At 65.4% G+C, this 16,965-nt stretch carries 19 protein-coding genes; 12 read left to right on the forward strand and 7 right to left on the reverse strand.

Going from position 1 to position 16,965, the window contains the following annotated elements:
• Positions 1-20 precede the first annotated feature (20 nt).
• Together ACE10X_RS19635 and ACE10X_RS19640 are read right to left on the reverse strand one after the other, a co-directional pair.
• On the reverse strand, positions 21-1,523 hold the full coding sequence (locus ACE10X_RS19635; protein WP_028344789.1) for a replicative DNA helicase: 1,503 nt from the start codon (positions 1,521-1,523) through the stop codon (positions 21-23).
• 292 nt (positions 1,524-1,815) lie between these two features.
• The gene (locus ACE10X_RS19640) at positions 1,816-1,938 is read right to left on the reverse strand and encodes a hypothetical protein (protein WP_276325849.1); all 123 of its coding nucleotides are present in this window, start codon (positions 1,936-1,938) and stop codon (positions 1,816-1,818) included.
• 34 nt (positions 1,939-1,972) lie between these two features.
• Between ACE10X_RS19640 and ACE10X_RS19645 the strand changes: the two genes are divergently transcribed.
• On the forward strand, positions 1,973-2,293 hold the full coding sequence (locus tag ACE10X_RS19645; RefSeq protein WP_157787907.1) for a hypothetical protein: 321 nt from the start codon (positions 1,973-1,975) through the stop codon (positions 2,291-2,293).
• Between the two features lie 20 nt (positions 2,294-2,313).
• Here ACE10X_RS19645 and ACE10X_RS19650 read toward each other — a convergent pair whose 3' ends face one another.
• Entirely contained in the window at positions 2,314-3,567 is a 1,254-nt protein-coding gene (locus ACE10X_RS19650; protein ID WP_038383689.1) for a cyclopropane-fatty-acyl-phospholipid synthase family protein, read from the reverse strand.
• A 256-nt stretch (positions 3,568-3,823) separates the two neighbouring features.
• On the opposite strand from ACE10X_RS19650, the gene ACE10X_RS19655 reads away from it, so the two are divergent.
• The 3 genes from ACE10X_RS19655 (at position 3,824) to ACE10X_RS19665 (ending at position 5,947) form a co-directional block, all read left to right on the forward strand.
• Positions 3,824-4,792 carry a hypothetical protein gene (locus tag ACE10X_RS19655; protein ID WP_304555616.1) on the forward strand — a complete coding sequence of 323 codons (969 nt, stop codon included), beginning with the start codon at positions 3,824-3,826 and terminating at the stop codon, positions 4,790-4,792.
• A gap of 91 nt (positions 4,793-4,883) precedes the next feature.
• A complete protein-coding gene (locus tag ACE10X_RS19660; RefSeq protein WP_038383692.1) occupies positions 4,884-5,489 on the forward strand; it encodes a TetR/AcrR family transcriptional regulator in 606 nt (201 codons plus the stop codon).
• Positions 5,486-5,947: a PaaI family thioesterase gene (locus ACE10X_RS19665; protein WP_038383693.1), complete on the forward strand. Its 462-nt coding sequence runs from the start codon at positions 5,486-5,488 to the stop codon at positions 5,945-5,947. The genes ACE10X_RS19660 and ACE10X_RS19665 overlap by 4 nt, the downstream gene beginning before the upstream one ends.
• 114 nt (positions 5,948-6,061) lie before the next feature.
• On the opposite strand, the gene rplI is transcribed toward ACE10X_RS19665, so the two are convergent.
• The 4 genes from rplI to rpsF form a co-directional block, all read right to left on the reverse strand.
• Complete coding sequence (gene rplI / locus ACE10X_RS19670; RefSeq protein ID WP_038383694.1) at positions 6,062-6,664, reverse strand: 50S ribosomal protein L9; 603 nt, start codon at positions 6,662-6,664, stop codon at positions 6,062-6,064.
• Positions 6,665-6,715: 51 nt separating this feature from the next.
• Complete coding sequence (locus tag ACE10X_RS19675; protein ID WP_038383695.1) at positions 6,716-7,684, reverse strand: DUF2232 domain-containing protein; 969 nt, start codon at positions 7,682-7,684, stop codon at positions 6,716-6,718.
• A 127-nt stretch (positions 7,685-7,811) separates the two neighbouring features.
• Complete coding sequence (rpsR, locus tag ACE10X_RS19680) at positions 7,812-8,051, reverse strand: 30S ribosomal protein S18 (protein WP_016844287.1); 240 nt, start codon at positions 8,049-8,051, stop codon at positions 7,812-7,814.
• Positions 8,052-8,057: 6 nt separating this feature from the next.
• Positions 8,058-8,525 (reverse strand): 30S ribosomal protein S6, encoded by a 468-nt coding sequence (gene rpsF / locus ACE10X_RS19685; protein ID WP_026192679.1) that lies wholly within the window; start codon positions 8,523-8,525, stop codon positions 8,058-8,060.
• Between the two features lie 338 nt (positions 8,526-8,863).
• On the opposite strand from rpsF, the gene ACE10X_RS19690 reads away from it, so the two are divergent.
• From ACE10X_RS19690 to ACE10X_RS19725, 8 genes are all read left to right on the forward strand, one after another.
• The gene (locus ACE10X_RS19690) at positions 8,864-9,580 is read left to right on the forward strand and encodes a TetR/AcrR family transcriptional regulator C-terminal domain-containing protein (protein WP_038383696.1); all 717 of its coding nucleotides are present in this window, start codon (positions 8,864-8,866) and stop codon (positions 9,578-9,580) included.
• Positions 9,577-10,602: a fatty acid desaturase family protein gene (locus ACE10X_RS19695; protein WP_038383697.1), complete on the forward strand. Its 1,026-nt coding sequence runs from the start codon at positions 9,577-9,579 to the stop codon at positions 10,600-10,602. The genes ACE10X_RS19690 and ACE10X_RS19695 overlap by 4 nt, the downstream gene beginning before the upstream one ends.
• A gap of 278 nt (positions 10,603-10,880) precedes the next feature.
• Positions 10,881-11,834, forward strand: a complete 954-nt coding sequence (gene fabD / locus ACE10X_RS19700; RefSeq protein WP_304555614.1) for an ACP S-malonyltransferase — start codon at positions 10,881-10,883, stop codon at positions 11,832-11,834.
• Between the two features lie 21 nt (positions 11,835-11,855).
• Positions 11,856-12,593 carry a 3-oxoacyl-[acyl-carrier-protein] reductase gene (gene fabG / locus ACE10X_RS19705; protein WP_024581467.1) on the forward strand — a complete coding sequence of 246 codons (738 nt, stop codon included), beginning with the start codon at positions 11,856-11,858 and terminating at the stop codon, positions 12,591-12,593.
• Positions 12,594-12,882: 289 nt separating this feature from the next.
• Entirely contained in the window at positions 12,883-13,122 is a 240-nt protein-coding gene (locus ACE10X_RS19710; protein WP_002716125.1) for an acyl carrier protein, read from the forward strand.
• A gap of 96 nt (positions 13,123-13,218) precedes the next feature.
• Positions 13,219-14,484, forward strand: a complete 1,266-nt coding sequence (fabF, locus tag ACE10X_RS19715) for a beta-ketoacyl-ACP synthase II (protein WP_028344799.1) — start codon at positions 13,219-13,221, stop codon at positions 14,482-14,484.
• Positions 14,485-14,611: 127 nt separating this feature from the next.
• The gene (gene mltG, locus ACE10X_RS19720) at positions 14,612-15,862 is read left to right on the forward strand and encodes an endolytic transglycosylase MltG (RefSeq protein WP_016844279.1); all 1,251 of its coding nucleotides are present in this window, start codon (positions 14,612-14,614) and stop codon (positions 15,860-15,862) included.
• A gap of 214 nt (positions 15,863-16,076) precedes the next feature.
• The gene (locus tag ACE10X_RS19725) at positions 16,077-16,964 is read left to right on the forward strand and encodes a YicC/YloC family endoribonuclease (protein ID WP_038383702.1); all 888 of its coding nucleotides are present in this window, start codon (positions 16,077-16,079) and stop codon (positions 16,962-16,964) included.
• Position 16,965: the final 1 nt, after the last annotated feature.

Here is a 16,965-nt window from a genome sequence, read left to right on the forward strand (position 1 = left end):
CGTTCAACCGAGTCCGGATCTCAGTGGCCGTGATCCGGAACCTGACCGTCGGGTGCGAGGTCGCCGAAGCGCGTGACGCTGGCCTCGAAGTGCAGATCGACCGTGCCGGTCGGACCATGGCGCTGCTTGCCGATGATGACTTCGGCCTTGCCGTGGGCAAGGTCCATGTCCATCTGCCACTTCTCATATTCCGGCGTGCCCGCGCGCGGCTCCTTGTTGGCGAGGTAGTATTCCTCGCGATAGACGAAGATCACGACGTCGGCGTCCTGCTCGATCGAGCCGGATTCACGCAGGTCGGACAGCTGCGGCCGCTTGTCGTCGCGATTTTCGACCTGACGCGACAGCTGCGACAGCGCGATGATCGGAACGTTCAGTTCCTTGGCCAGCGCCTTCAGGTTGGTGGTGATCTCGGTGATTTCCTGCACGCGGTTGTCGTTGCCGCGTTTACCCGAGCCCTGCAGCAGCTGGATGTAGTCGATCACGATCAGGTCGAGGCCCTTCTGGCGCTTGAGCCGTCGCGCCCGCGCGGTGAGCTGCGAGATCGAGAGACCACCGGTTTCGTCGACGTAGAAGGGCAGCGATTGCAGCTCGATCGAACAGTCGCGGATCTTCTCGAAATCGAGCTCGGAGATGCCGCCGCGGCGGATGTGGCTCGAGGGGATGCCGGTGCGCTCGGCGAGAATACGGGTGGCGAGCTGCTCGCCGCTCATTTCGCAGGAGAAGAAGCCGACACAGCCGCCATTGACTGCCTTGGTGGTGCCGTCCGCCTGGACCTCGGGCACATAGGCTTTGGCGATGTTGTAGGCGATGTTGGTGGCGAGCGATGTTTTGCCCATGCCGGGACGGCCGGCGAGGATGATGAGGTCGGACGGCTGCAGGCCGCCCATCTTGGCGTCGAGGTCGCGCAGACCGGTCGAGATGCCCGACAGCTTGCCGTCGCGCTGGAACGCCTTCGCCGCCATGTCGACCGCGATCGTCAGTGCCTGTGCGAAGCGCTGGAAGCCGCCATCATAGCGGCCGGTTTCAGCAAGGCCGTAGAGCTGCCGCTCGGCGTCCTCGATCTGGGCGCGCGGCGCGAAGTCGACCGGCGCGTCGTAGGCGACGTTGACGATGTCCTCGCCGATCTGGATCAGGTTGCGGCGCAGGCTGAGATCGTAAACGGTGCGTCCGTAGTCCTGGGCGTTGATGATGGTGGTCGCTTCGGCGGCAAGCCGGGCGAGGTATTGGCCGACCGTCATGCCGCCGATGTCGAGCTCGGCCGGCAGGAACGTCTTCAAGGTCACGGGGTTCGCGACCTTGCCCATCCGGATCAGGCTTCCGGCGGTTTCATAGATTTGCTGATGGATGGTCTCGAAGAAGTGCTTCGGCTCCAGGAAATCGGAGACCCGGTAGAAGGCGTCGTTATTGACCAGGATCGCGCCCAGCAGGCCCTGTTCCGCTTCGATGTTGTGCGGCGCACTCCGGTAGGCCGGGGATGCGGCGTCGGGCGCGAGCTTGTGGACGTTCGAATCAATCAAGGCCATGGACGAGCTTATTCTTCTGATTTCGTCGTTACTGAGATTTTCGGATGTGGGGCCGCGATGAAGCGCCAGCCCGGCACGAAGCGAAAGGACGGATGTTTCTTATGCACGATTCACACAACGCGAGGTGTGAATCCGAAACAGTCGGATGCATTCCGCTTGACGGCGGTTTTGTCCGAAACCGGGCGGGACCCGGCCGATCAGCACTGTCGTTGGCAAAAATCGGACGCAGCCTGAACCTTTTGCCAGGCGAGCGGACCCATGGAGAGGCGAGGCGGCTGTTGGCGTCGATTTCTCAGACCAAAATGAGGAAGGCCAGCGCGATCAAGGCGGCCACCACGCCAGTGGCGATCAGGGCGTAGTCGGTCGTGATATCGCGCTGCGGGTCCAACATCGTCTGGTGTGTTTCTCGGGTCATTCCGGACCACTACGACAGCCCGGGACAGACCTCTGTGAAGCAGATCACATGCGCCGCACTTTTTTTGCGGCAGGTTCGCGGGAACGACCCGGCGGATTCCGGGTTGTCTCCGCTCAGGGAAGATACGGCGGCGATGGCTCGAGAGTTTCAGACAGCGCGATCAGGGCTCGGCCGGGCAGGTGGCATGGACCGCCGCTGGCTGGCTTCGCTCGTCGATGCCATGGAGCAGGCGGCGCGTCCGGAGGTCCGCAATGTTCCCTGCGATGCCCGGTTGATTTCCGCCGCGGCGGCCCATCTGGCCCGTCCCGCACCGACCTTCGCCCATTGCAGGTCGGTCTACAGCCTGCGCAACTAGCAGCACCCGGTCCGTCAGACCTATTCGCCGGCGAGTTGCAGCCGGGGCTTGGCCGCGCCGGCCTCCTTCAGCCGCAGACGGGCTTCTTCACCGCCGATATAGTCGCGGGTGATCGGGACGACGCCCTGGCGCTTGGTGAGCTGCAGCTGGAAGTTCATCATGTTCTGCACGCGGAACGACATCTCCGAGGCCGCCAGATAGAATTCCCACATCCGGGCGAAGGTCTCGTCGTAGAGCCGCACGGCCTCCTCGCGCCGCGCCATGAAGCGCTCGCGCCACGCCTTCAGCGTCTCGGCATAGTGCAGGCGCAGGATCTCCATGTCGCAGATCAGCAATCCGGCCTTCTCGATCGCCGGCATGACCTCGGACAGCGCCGGAATGTAGCCGCCGGGGAAGATGTATTTCCGGATCCAGGGGCTGGTGACGTCGGGGCCGGTCGAGCGGCCGATCGAATGCAGCACCATGACACCGTCGTCGCTCAAGAGTTCGGCGCAGCGCGCAAAGAAGGTTTCATAGAAGGCGACCCCGACATGCTCGAACATGCCGACCGAAACGATGCGGTCGAACGGTCCGGGGATGTCGCGGTAGTCCTGCATCAGGAAACGCGCGGAGTGCGCCAGGTTCCGCTCCGCCGCCCGCGCGTTGGAAATCTGCAGCTGCTCCGTCGACAGCGTGACGCCGGTGACGTCGGCGCCGCTCATCTCGGCGAGATAGAGCCCAAGGCCGCCCCAGCCGGAACCGATGTCGAGGATGCGGTGACCGGGCTTGATCAGGAGTTTTGCGGCGAGGTGACGCTTCTTGGCGAGCTGGGCATCGTCGAGCGTCGCGTCCGGTGCCTCGAAATAGGCGCAGCTGTATTGCTTGTCCGCGTCGAGGAAGAGGGAATAGAGGCGGCCGTCGAGATCGTAATGACGGGCGACATTGCTCCTGGATCGGCCGCGCACATTGATCTGCTGGGCGCGGCGCCCGAGGAAGCGCACCCAAGCCTGCAGCCGGGCAAAGTTCGGCAGCATGGCTGCCTGACCCATCAGGACCGCCAGCACGTCGGCGATGGTGCCTTGCTCCACCACGAACGTGCCGTCCATGAAGGCTTCGCCGAGATAAAGTTCGGGATCGACCAGGATGCGGAGTTCGGCCGCCCGCGTCATGAAGCGCACGGCGACCGGTACGCCCGTGCCGTCACCGCAGGTGAACTGAGCGCCGCTCGCGGTCGTGAACGTGATCGAACCGCGGCGGATAAAGCGCCCCAAGAAGTATCGCAACAATCGGTCCATCGAAACACCAACGGAACGGCAAGCTGCACACCGACACCACCGGAGCTGATCACCCCAATGTGTCCCCAACCTCAAGATAGGCAGGGAATTAGATCGCGCTATTGCGTTGTGGTCAAAGCCGATATTCCAAAATGTGACAATTGCGTGGATGCGTCATGGGCGCGCTTCCATTCGCGCGATAATCGGCTAAAAGGTGACCGCCGCGGCCGATCCATCAGGCGCTGGCGAATTTTTCCGAAATCTGGAGACTTAAGGAATGTTGAGCCGAGCCCTCAGTCTGGCGACGGTGGCGCTTCTGATTGGCTGCCTGTCAGCCGTTTCGGCGCAAGCGCAAAACCTCGAGGCCGGCAAGAGCCCCTCCCAGATCTTCGCAAGCACCTGCACTGCTTGCCACAAGAGCCCGCGCGGCCTGCTGAAGTCGGTGCCGGCCGGTTCGCTGCCGGGCTTCCTGCGCCAGCACTACACGACGTCCAGCGACATGGCCGGCGTGCTTGCGTCGTATCTGATTTCGAACGGCGCCAACGATCCGCGCTATCAGGCCAAGGATCAGCCCAAGGGGGCCAAGGGACGGGACGGCCGGCAGGAAGCCAACCAGTCGCCCGAGCAGCCGTCCGAGCGTCCGGCCCGCCGACGGCACCAGGATGCAGCGCCGCAGGAAGGTGCCAAACCCGACGCCGATGGCTTGAATCCCGAAGGGCGTCCGGGTCGCCACGGCAAGCGGATGGCGCGCCCGAGCGAGGCGCCGGAGGGCGCGAAGCCGGACGACGGCCAGACGCCGCAGGCTGTGGGCGAGGGCAAGCCGTCGCGTCAGAAGCACGGCCGTCGCGGCAAGCCGGTCGAGGAGCCGAAGTCCGAGGAGACGCCCAAGGGCGCGGCGACCAGCGACGAGTCCAAGACAGAGCCCAAGACCGAACCCAAGACGTCCACCAGGCATGATGACAAGGGTGAAGCCGAGAAGCCGGCGAAGCCCGCCGCTGAGCCCGACACGGCAAAGGTCGACGCGCCGAAGAGCAATGGCGGCGGCGAACCGGCTGCCGTGCGATCCGATCCGGTTCCGCAGATCACACCAGCGCCTGCGGCGGCTGCGCCTGCCGCGTCCGAGCCGGCCGCAGCCGCATCGCCCGCTCCGGCGCCAGCCGCGCCGCCGGTGACTGCGACCGCGCCGCCGCCACCTCCGCCCACGACGCCAGGCTCCGGCCCACCGGAAGCCCCGACCTCGAAATAATCGCCAACGCCGGGCCGCAAGGTCCGGCGTATTCGTTTGACCACCGCTGGAGCAATGCTCTAGAGTGATGATCTAGTCAGGAGAGATCGACTTGAGCACGGCGCGCGAAGATCTGCTGGCGGCGGGACTGGCGGTGTTCGACCGCGACGGGTTCGAGGGCGCCACGGTGGCCGAGATCCGCTCCCGCGCCCGCGCGTCCAACGGCAGCTTCTTCCACTTCTTCACCTCGAAGAAGGAGCTCGCCGGGACCCTGTTCCTGGAAATCCTGCAGGCCTATCACGCCGCGATCATCACCTCGGTCGACGGCAGCTGCGGCGCCGGCGAGGGCGTCGCGCGACTGATCCACGCCCATCTCGATTGGGTCGTGACCTTCAGGCGCGAGGCGCGCTTCCTGTTCGAGATTTCGCGCAGCGAGTGGGGCGAGGAGGTGCGCGGCGCGCAGCGCAGCGAGAATTCGCGGCTCACCGATGGCATCGAGCGCTGGCGCGCGCCGCTGCTCGCGCGTGGCGAATTGCTGCCGATGAGCGCTGTCCTGTTCTTCAGCCAGATCATCGGGCCGGCGCAGATCTTCTGCCGCGCCTGGCTGTCGGGCCGCCATACCGGCGATCCGCGCGAACAGGTCGAGACGCTGATCGCCTGCGCGATCCGCGCGGTGGTGGCGCCGGGTGCGCCGGAACGAACAAGAGGAACGTCATGAGCGAGACCGATCCGGACTTTGCGCCGATCGCGACACGAATTCGCGACAATGTCGGCCGGCAGGGCTTCATGGGTCTTGTCGGTGCCGAGGTGGCCGAGCTGTCGCGCGGCACGTGCACGCTCGCGGTCGACCGCCGTCCGGAGCTGTTGCAGCAGCACGGGCTGTTTCACGGCGGGGTGACGGCGTTTCTGGTCGACAACGCCACCACGATCGCGGCGGCGACGTCGCGCGGCCAGCCGGCACTGACGGCGGAGTACAAGCTGAACCTGCTGTCGCCGGCGTCGGGCGATCGCCTGATCTGCCGGGCGCGGGTGATCAAGCGGGGACGTCAGGTCGCCGTCGTTGCGGCCGACGTGTTCTGCGTCATCGACGGCAAGGAGGAGCACACCGCGACCGCTTTGGCGTCGATCGCGATGCTCGACGACCAGGCGGCGGCACGAATCCAAAACCCGGCCTGAATAAGGCCGGGCTTCAAGTGGATACCAGTTCGCGTGAAGAACACGCGTCAAAACCAGAATCGAGAGCATCGGTTCAGAACCGATGCCCTCGTCGGTTGGACGATGGCGAGATGCTTACTTCTCTTCGGCGGCCGGAGCCGGCGCGGCTTCCTCGTCCTGCTGGGCTTCCGGATCGAAGAATTCGCCGGCGGCGGCGAGCGCCTCGGCGGCAGCGTCCTGGTCTTCCTGGCGGGTCGAGATGTCCTCGCCGCGCTTGATCCGCTCGGCCTCTTCGGAGGAGCGGGCGACCGTCACGGTGACGCTGGTCTCGACCTCGGGGTGAACCGCGATCGTCACCTTCTGCGCGCCGATCACCTTGATCGGCGAGTCGAGCCAGACCTGCGGGCGGGAGACCGTCACGCCGTCGGCGGCCAGCGCGGTGACGATGTCGCGCACCGTGACCGAGCCGAACAGCTGGCCGGATTCGGAAGCCTGGCGGATGATGACGATGTCGCGGCCATCGATCTTCTCGGCGACCACGGACGCTTCGCCCTTGGCCTTGATGTTGTTGGCCTCGAGCTCGGCCTTCATGCCGTCATACTTGGCGCGGTTCGCCTCGGTGGCGCGCAGCGCCTTGCCGCGCTTCAGCAAGAAGTTGCGGGCGAACCCGTCCTTGACGCGCACGACTTCGCCCATCTGGCCAAGCTTGGCAACGCGTTCGAGCAGAATGACTTCCATTTTCGTTCTCCTTTAGATGCTAAGTACGGGTTTAAGTGGTTGGATCGAATCTCAAGCCGCGGGCAATGGCGGCGGTCTTGTCTGCAGATAGCGCTGGCGCAGTCCGAACACGGCGTCGGCGATGCCGAGCGCGAACATCGCCACGATTGGCCAGCCGAACATGGCGACGACGGCGTAGACGCCGCCGAGCCAGAAGCCGCGATTGGCGAGCGACAGCGTCAAGGTGTGCAGCACCGCGAAGCCGACCAGCGCGTAGGCGATCACCAGCGCCGTCGCGACGATCTGCGCCAGCAGCGCGAGCATGCCGCCGACGAAGCTGGCGCCGACCGCCACGATCAGCACGACCAGCGTCACGGCGGGGAGCGCGGTGCGACGGAACTCCGGCCACGGTCGGTTCAGTCGCCCGGAGGTTTGCGTGATCTTGCCGGCGAGCCAAAGGTTCAGCGTCAGCGTCACCATGGAGATGACCGTCGCCGCGAGCGGCGCGAAGATCACCAACGCGTCGACCAGCCGTTCGATGTCACCGCTGGGCTGCGCTTCGCCGGCGCTGAGCATCTTGAGCAGGCCGCGCCGCAGCGTGCCGGTGATCGTGTCGGTATCGGTCCCGAGCGTTAGCAGCGCAGCGGTCGTGGTGATGATGGCGAAGGCTGCAATCCAGAGCAGGATGCGGCCGACGGGGTACCATTCAAGCGCAGGCGGCTGCTGCTTGGCGCTGTCGCCGGCTGCGCCCGCGATCGGCCGTCCGAGCAGGGCGAGGTGGCCGAGCCACCAGCCGGGCACGGCGACCATCATGGCAAACGCGATGCTGTAGGGAAGGCCGAAGATCGTGCCGAGCACGGATGCCGCACCCACTCCACCAATAGCGGCGGTGAGGGGACCCCAGCCGAGTGCCGCCACCATGATCGGCAGCGATGCGAGATAGAACAGCAATATGGAGATCAGCGCGCCCGAACTGATCGAGGCGAACATCAGCGCCGACGCGGCGCCGGCTGCGAGTGCAACGGTGAATATTCCGATCATCAGCTGTCCCGCCCCCTTTCGAGCGGTTAGGGGTCCTGCATCGAGAACCCCAACCATCGGCGACCGGACGACCCGGAAGCCTTATGAGAATGAGCGGCCGGCGGCGCGGGCCGCCGGCCGTTGTCAATTAGCGAATGACGTAAGGCAGCAGGCCGAGGAAGCGCGCGCGCTTGATGGCGCGGGCGAGCTCACGCTGCTTCTTGGCGGACACGGCCGTGATGCGGCTCGGCACGATCTTGCCGCGCTCGGAGACGTAACGCATCAGCAGCTTGGAATCCTTGTAGTCGATCTTCGGCGCATTCGCGCCCGTGAACGGGCAGGACTTGCGACGACGGAAAAACGGACGGCGGGCACCAGCATCAGCCATGATTCATTACTCCTCGGTCGCAGCTTCTTCTTCGCGCGGACGGCGCGGGCCACGGTCGCCACGGAAACCACCACCATCGCGGTCACCACGGAAGCCGCCTTCGCGGTCGCCACGGAAGCCACCACCACGGTCATCGCGCTCGCGATCACGGTCGGCCTTGCGCATCATCGCGGACGGGCCTTCCTCGTGCTCTTCGACGCGCACGGTGAGATAGCGGATGACGTCTTCGTTGATCCGCTCCTGACGCTCGATCTCGGTGACGACAGCCGACGGTGCGTCGATGTTCATCAGCACGAAATGCGCCTTGCGGTTCTTGTTCATGCGGTAGGTGAGGGAGCGCACGCCCCAGCTCTCGGTCTTGGTGACCTTGCCGCCGCCCTGTTCGACGATCCCCGTCATCTGGGCCGTCAGTTCATCCACCTGCTGGGTGCTCGCATCCTGACGCGCGAGAAAAACATGCTCATAAAGAGGCATGGTTGTCCTTTCCTGTGTTGGCGCGGTTTCCGGCGACAAGCCCTTCGAGACCTTCGGAAAGGACTCGAGCTGCTCAGAAGGCGGGAGCACGGGACGACGGGCCGACTGGCCCTGCCACATCAAAATCAACGGGTGAATTTGCTGAGACCGTCCGTTCAGCTCCCGGCCGGAGCCCACGAATGGCGCGCTTATACGGATTTTGGCCGCGAAAGCAAGGGTTCTCGGCTTCCGGATGCGCGAAGCGTCGTAGCCCTCCGAGCCGTTTGACGCAACCTCAGGCGTTTTCCAGTTGATTTCTTTGTTTGTATATCATACAAATATCTCTGGGAGGACGAGATATGGGTTCGGAGACCGCCAGCGGCATGTCTGCGCCCGATCCGAAGCACGCGGTCCGCGCGACGCGGTCGGCGGGGCGCAAGATGCGCTCGCTGCTGCTCGATGCCGCCAGCCGCCTGTTCAAGGAGCGCGGGCTGTCGGGCACCTCGATCTCCGACATCGCCGCGACCGCCGACGCCTTTCCGAGCCAGATCACCTATTACTTCCGCACCAAGGAAGCGCTGTTCGTCGAGGCCGCCAGCCGCGACATGCTCTATCTCGCGCGCGCGACCGAACAGGCCGCCCTGAATGCCCACACCCCGCGGGACTACACCCACGCCCTGGCCGAGACCGTGACCGCGACCGACACGGTCGCCTTTTTCGCGGAGGCCTTGACCCTCACGCGGCGCCGGCAGGACCTCGCGCCCCTCGTCGAGCGCACCATCGAACGCCTGCACAGCGAGGGCGCGCGCGCCTATGCGGGCCAGGTCGAGCGCCACGGCTGGCGCTCGCTGCGCGCGCCCGAGGAGAGCTCGCGGCGGTTCTGGGCAATTGCGATCGGCGTGATCGTCGAAGGTTTTGCGATGGGCCGTGGCTCCGAGGAAATGTGCCGCGAATTGCTGCGCGCGCTCGGTGAGCAGGCGACATCAACTTCAACGTCGGCCAATGACGGGACGCGGTTGCGCCTGGTCGGCGATCCCAGCACTTCATCCTCAACGGACGGGGAGACAAGCACATGACCGCGCTTCGCATGCGAGCCCGCGATTTCCTGACCGAGGACGAACTGGTCGCGGTGCGCGAGCGCACGACGTGGAAGGGCGCTGCCCTGATCGTGCACGCCTGGGCGCTGATCCTGGGCGCGATCGCGCTGGTCGCGTGGTGGCCCAATCCGCTGACGTATCTGCTCGCGGTTGCGATCATCGGCTCGCGCCAGCTCGGGCTCGCGATCCTGATGCATGACGGGGCGCACGGCTGTCTGTCGGCGGACGAGCGGACCAATCTGACGCTGAGCCAGTGGTTCTGCGCCTATCCGATCTTCGCGGAGACCCGCGGCTATCGCCGCTATCATCTGCAGCATCATGCGCGGACGCAGCAGGAGGATGATCCCGATCTCGTGCTGTCGGCGCCGTTTCCGATCACGAAGATGAGCTACCGCCGAAAGTTCTTCCGCGATATCACCGGGCAGACCGGCTACCAGCAGCGCAAGGCGCAATTGCTCAATGCGATCGGGCCGAAGGAGTGGCCGCTGTCGCGGCGCGCCGCCAACTTCTGGCAGAAGCTCGGGCCGCAATGCGTCACCAACGCGCTGCTGTTCGCAGGGCTCGCCGCCGCGGGCGTGTGGTGGGCCTATCCGCTGTTGTGGCTGGTGCCGCTGCTGACCTGGATGATGGTGATCACGCGTATCCGCAACATCGCCGAACACGCCGTCGTGCCTGACAGCTCCGATCCCCTTCGCAACACCCGCACCACGCGGGCCAACGTCCTCGAGCGTCTGTTCATCGCGCCGTACTACGTGAACTATCACCTCGAGCATCATTTGCTGTTCTACGTGCCCTGCTACAACCTGCCGCGCGTCCATCGCATCCTGAGCGAAAGCCGCTATGCCGGCCGGATGGAAGTGCAGCCGGGCTACGCCGCCGTGCTGCGGCTTGCGACCGCCAGGCCCGCCAACGAGGATCGTCCGGGGCAGCTGGTCAACAGCGCACGCCGGGCGAGGGCCGGCGCCAAGGTTAATGCCGACCAGAATGCCGGTGGGTTCTAGCCCGGAGCCGGACCGGCATCCCCAGGGTTCCTCCGGCGCGGCTTGACAGCACCGCCCCCGTCAGTGTCTTACGGCCCGGTCCGAGGCCGGTTGCAAGGCTTGGTTGCCAAGGCTTGGTTGCCAAGGCTTGGTTGCCAAGGCCCGATTGCTCAGGCTTGGTTTGCGAGGGATTGGCCCGGACCCGCTGTGGCGCGTTTTGCGCGACGCGGATACCGTTTTCCCCTGCCAGGCCTAAAGCGCCTGCGCGGAGATCACGCTCAACAAGGTAGGGATCGCCGATGACGGCAGCATTTACGTTTCCCGGGCAGGGCTCGCAGGCGGTTGGCATGGGCAAGGCCCTGGCCGACGCCTTTCCGGCGGCCAAGACGGTGTTCGACGAGGTCGATTCCGCGCTGGGCGAGAAGCTGACCGCGATCATCTGGGATGGTCCCGGCGAGACATTGCAACTCACCGAAAATGCCCAGCCCGCCCTGATGGCGGTGTCGATCGCCACATTGCGCGTGCTCGAGAGCGAAGCCGGCTTCTCGGTCGGCCGCAACGCGGCCTTCGTTGCCGGGCACTCGCTCGGCGAGTATTCGGCGCTGGCCGCCGCCGGGAGCCTCTCCGTCAGCGACGCCGCGCGGCTGCTCCGCACCCGCGGGCTCGCGATGCAGAAGGCGGTGCCGGTCGGCGTCGGTGCGATGGCCGCGCTGCTCGGTCTCGACTACGAAACCGCCGTGGCGGTCGCCAACGAGGCGGCGCAGGGAGAAGTCTGCCAGGCCGCCAACGACAATGGCGGCGGCCAGGTGGTGGTCTCCGGCGACAAGGCCGCGGTCGATCGCGCGGTCGAAATCGCCAAAACCAAGGGCGCCAAGCGCGCCATGCTGCTGCCGGTGTCGGCGCCGTTCCACTGCAAGCTGATGCAGCCCGCGGCCGATGCGATGGCAGAGGCGTTGTCCGGCGTGACCATTAAGGCGCCCGCGGCGCCGCTCGTCTGCAACGTGCTGGCCTCCGCTATCACCGATCCCGACGAGATCCGCCGCCGCCTGATCGAACAGGTCACCGGGACGGTTCGCTGGCGCGAGTCGGTCGCCTATATGGCGGAGCAGGGCGTGACGCGGTTCTTCGAGATCGGCGCCGGCAAGGTGCTGAGCGGCCTCGTCAAGCGCATTGCCGACGGCGCGGTCGGCGTGTCCGTCGGCGGTCCGAACGATATCGCTGCGGCCAAGGACGCGCTCGCAGCTTCGGCGTGAAGCAGCCGGAAGGAGAATTCGATGTTTGATCTGACTGGCAAGACGGCGCTCGTCACGGGCGCAACCGGCGGCATCGGCGGCGCGATCGCGCAGGCGTTGCATGCGCAGGGCGCGACGGTCGCGATCTCGGGGACGCGGCGTGAGGTGCTGGACGGCTTTGCGGCCAAGCTCGGCGAGCGCGTGCACGTGCTGCCCTGCAATCTCTCCAGCAAGGATGATGTCGAGGCGCTGGTGCCGGCAGCGGAAGCTGCGATGGGGCAGGTCGACATCCTGATCGCCAACGCCGGCATCACCCGCGACAACCTGTTCGTGCAACTGCGCGACGAGGACTGGGATGACGTGATCGCGGTCAACCTGACCGCGACGTTCCGCCTGGCGCGCGCCGCGACCAAACTGATGATGCGCAAGCGCTTCGGCCGCATCATCGCGATCACCTCGATCGTCGGCGTCACCGGCAATCCGGGGCAGGGCAACTACACCGCGTCGAAGGCCGGCATCATCGGCCTGATTAAGACGCTGGGCGCCGAATACGCCAAGCGCGGCGTGACCGCCAATTGCATCGCGCCGGGTTTCATCAAGACGCCGATGACGGATGCGCTCAACGACAAGCAGCGCGAAACCATCCTGGCGAAGGTTCCTGCGGCGCGCCTCGGAACGCCCGAGGACATCGCCGCTGCGGCGGTCTATCTGGCCTCGAACGAGGCCGCCTACGTCACCGGACAGACGATTCACGTCAACGGCGGGATGGCTATGATTTGAGCTGCTTGCTGGCTCTCGCAATGCGGCGAAAAGCCGTTTTCGAGAGCCGGTTCAGGCGTGTAGTCAAGGCTTTGGAAGTATGGTAGCTGAACCCCCCATGGATGGGCAAAGAACGCCATTGCAGGATTTTGAAACCCTGTATATTGGCGTGGCGACGCCTGCCGTTCGCCGGGGCTTTAGTCGGCTACGACCGGGCCGAATCAAGACTATGCGCGACTGAGTAATCGAGACGACCACGATGGCTCGTATCGTCTTGGGGTCGGGTCCAATGGAACAACGAGGTTGAACGATGAGTGAGATTGGCGAGCGGGTTAAGAAGATTGTGGTCGAGCACCTTGGTGTCGAACCCGAGAAGGTGGTCGATAGCGCGAGCTTCATCGATGACCTCGGCGCCGACAGCCTCGACACGGTCGAGCTCGTGATGGCATTCGAAGAAGAATTCGGTTGCGAGATTCCCGACGACGCGGCGGAGACGATTCTGACCGTCGGCGACGCGACCAAGTTTCTTGAGAAGAACGCGAAGAGCTGACGCCGATCGCGAATTTGACGGGGCCGGACGGACCGCGATCGAGCGGTCCCCCGGCTTCTTATTATCAGCCGCGCATTGCTGGCCGGAGACGTGGAAATGAGACGAGTTGTCGTCACGGGGCTGGGCATGCTTACACCGCTCGGCTGCGGCGTTGACGCAACTTGGGCGCGCATCCTCGCCGGAGACAGCGGCGGCAAGACGATCGACACGTTCGACGTGTCCGACCTGCCGAGCCAGGTCGCCTGCTACATTCCGCGCGGCGACGGCTCCAACGGCACGTTCAATCCCGATCAGTGGATGGAGCCGAAGGACCAGCGCAAGGTCGACGACTTCATCCTCTATGCGATGTGCGCGGCCAAGCAGGCGCTGGACGATGCCAACTGGCATCCGAAGTCGGATGAGGACCAGTTCGCCACCGGCACGATGATCGGCTCCGGCATCGGCGGCCTCACCGGCATTGCCGAGACTGCGGTGCTGCTGAAGGAGCGCGGACCGCGCCGGGTCTCTCCCTTCTTCATTCCGGGCCGTCTGATAAATCTGGCGTCCGGCTACGTCTCGATCGAGCACGGCCTGAAGGGACCCAATCATGCGGTGGTCACGGCGTGCTCGACCGGCGCGCATGCGGTCGGCGACGCAGCGCGGCTGATCGCGCTCGGCGACGCCGAGGTGATGGTCGCGGGCGGCGCCGAATCGCCGATCTCGCGCATCGGCATCGCCGGCTTCTGCGCGGCGCGTGCGCTGTCCACCGGCTTCAACGACACCCCGCAAAAGGCATCGCGGCCGTATGACAAGGATCGCGACGGCTTCGTGATGGGCGAGGGCGCGGGCGTCCTGGTGCTCGAGGAATACGAGCACGCGAAGCGCCGCGGCGCGAAGATCTATGCCGAGGTCACCGGCTATGGCCTGTCGGGCGATGCCTTCCATATCACCTCGCCGCCGCCGGACGGCAACGGCGGCTTCCGCAGCATGAGCATGGCGCTGAAGCGCGCCGGCCTCGCGGCATCCGACCTCGACTACATCAATGCACACGGCACCTCGACGCAGGTCGGCGACGAGATCGAGCTCGGCGCGGTCGAGCGTCTGCTCGGCAATGCGGCCTCGAAGGTTTCGATGTCGTCGACCAAGTCCGCCACCGGACATCTGCTCGGTGCGGCCGGCGCGATCGAGGCGATCTTCGCGATCCTGGCGATTCGCGATAACGTGGTGCCGCCGACCATCAATCTCGACAATCCGTCGGTGCAAACGGCGATCGATCTTGTGCCGCATACGTCGCGCAAGCGTGACGTCAATGTGGCGCTGTCCAATTCCTTCGGTTTCGGCGGCACAAACGCCTCCGTGATCGTGCAGCGCGTGACCAATTAGCAGGTCTTTAGAACTAGTCCACCGTTTTGCCGTATTCCGCGGTGACTCCTAATAGCGGGCGTATGCTATTGGCAGGGCAGGGGTTTGTCCGGCCACGATTCAACCGGCAGGATATTGGTTTGCATCGATGAGTGAGAGGCCGCCCATTTCACCGAGGAGTCCACGCGCCGCGCTGGAGCCCGAACAGCTTCCGCCGCCGCCCAAGCGCTCGGATCGCGCCCGCAATCCCTTCGTGATCGTCGGCAATGCCATCTTCACCATCCTGATCATCCTGATGATCGGCGCCGGAGCGACGTATTACTACGGCAAGCAGGCGCTGGAATCGCCGGGACCGCTGCAGGAAGACAAGATCGTCAACATCCCGGCGCGCGCCGGCAAGCGTGACATCGCCGACGTGCTCTCGCGTGAGGGCGTCATCAACGTCAATCCGTGGGTCTTCATCGGCGGCGTGTTCGCGCTGAAGGCAAGCTCCGATCTCAAGCCCGGCGAATATTCGTTCCAGAAGAATGCCAGCCTGCGCGACGTCATCGCCACCATCGTCGACGGCAAGGTGGTGCAGCACGCCATCACGATACCGGAAGGCCTGACTTCCGAGCAGATCGTGACGCGGCTCTCCGACAACGACATCTTCACCGGCTCGGTGCGCGAGATCCCGCGCGAGGGCACGCTGCTGCCGGAGACCTACAAATTCCCGCGCGGCACCACGCGCGACCAGGTGATCCAGCGCCTGCAGCAGGCGCAGAAGCGCGTGCTCGCCGAAATCTGGGAACGCCGCAACACCGACACGCCGCTGAAATCGCCGGACCAGCTGGTGACGCTGGCCTCGATCGTCGAGAAGGAAACCGGCCGCGCCGACGAGCGCAGCCGCGTGGCCGCCGTGTTCGTCAACCGCCTGCGCCAGCGGATGAAGCTGCAGTCCGATCCGACCATCATCTACGGACTGGTGGGCGGCAAGGGAACGCTGGGCCGTCCGATCAAGCGCAGCGAGATCACGCAGCCGTCGCCCTACAACACCTATGTGATCGACGGCCTGCCGCCCGGGCCGATCGCCAATCCCGGCCGCGCCTCGCTGGAGGCGACCGCCAACCCGGCGCGGACCCGCGACCTGTTCTTCGTCGCCGATGGAACCGGCGGCCACGCCTTCACCGAAACCTACGACCAGCACGCGAAGAACGTCGCCAAGCTGCGCGCGTCGGAGAAGCAGATCCAGAACGACACCGTCGAGCCCGCGGATGATCCGGCGCCTGCCGCCGCGGCGCCCGGCGCCGACACCAATCCCACGGCGACGACGCCGAAGCCCACCAATCAAAAGAAGCCGCCGCGCGGTCGGCAGGGCGCAGCCCAGCAGACCAATTCGCCGCCGGTGGTGCAGCGCTAAAGCGCGATGCTATCGTCGCGCTTTAGCTTCTTGTTTGAGCACGATCTTTCGGAAAACCGCTTCGCACTTTTCCGGATCATGCTGTAGCTCTGCGTTTCCGGAGGTGGAACGTAATTCCACTTTCACGGAATCCGTTTTAAGGTCGCACCGGCTCCCCACGAGTCTCGCAGGCTCCGGGTGAGTCCCATATCCTTCTGTTGGAGAGTTTCACGCGATGGCGCTGTCGAGCATGACTGGCTTTGCCCGAAGCCATGGCGCAAGCGGTCCCTATACGTTCGAGTGGGAGCTGAAATCGGTCAATGCCAAGGGCTTTGACCTGCGGTTGCGGCTTCCGCCGGGCTGGGACGAACTGGAAGCGCTTGCCAAGAAGCGGGCCGGCGAGCTGCTGTCGCGCGGCACGGTCTACGCCAATCTCAGCGTCAAGCGCACCGACGCGGCGCAGACGATCCGGATCAATGAGGACGTGCTCTCCGCCGTGGTGAAGGTCGCGGGCACGCTCGCGCAGCGGATCGACGCGGTGGCACCGAGCATCGACGGACTGCTCGGCATCAAGGGCGTCATCGAGGTGGTCGAGCCCGAGAGCAACGAGGACGAGGACAAGGCGGCGCGTGAGGCGGCAGCGATGGCCTTCGAGCAGGCGCTCGGCAGCCTTGTCGAGATGCGCCGCCGCGAGGGCGATGCGCTGGGGCGGATCCTGATGCAGCGGATGGACGAGATCGAGCGGCTCGCCAAGCGCGCCGAGACCGCTCCCGGCCGCAAGCCCGAGGCGATCAAGGTGCGGCTTGCCGAGCAGATCGCGGCCCTGCTCGAGACCTCCGACCGCTTCGATGCCGACCGCCTGAACCAGGAGGCGATCCTGATCGCCACCAAGGCCGATATCCGCGAGGAGCTCGACCGCATCGCCTCGCACATCACCCAGGCGCGCGAGATGATCGGCAAGGGCGGTCCGGTTGGGCGCCGGCTCGACTTCCTCGCCCAGGAATTCAATCGCGAGGTGAACACCTGCTGCTCGAAGTCGAACGATGTCGAGCTGACGAACACCGGGCTTGAAATGAAGAACGTGGTCGAGCAGTTCCGCGAACAGGTCCAGAATCTGGAGTGAA

This window comes from Bradyrhizobium sp. Pha-3, from assembly GCF_042258325.1.
Lineage (GTDB): Bacteria > Pseudomonadota > Alphaproteobacteria > Rhizobiales > Xanthobacteraceae > Bradyrhizobium > Bradyrhizobium elkanii.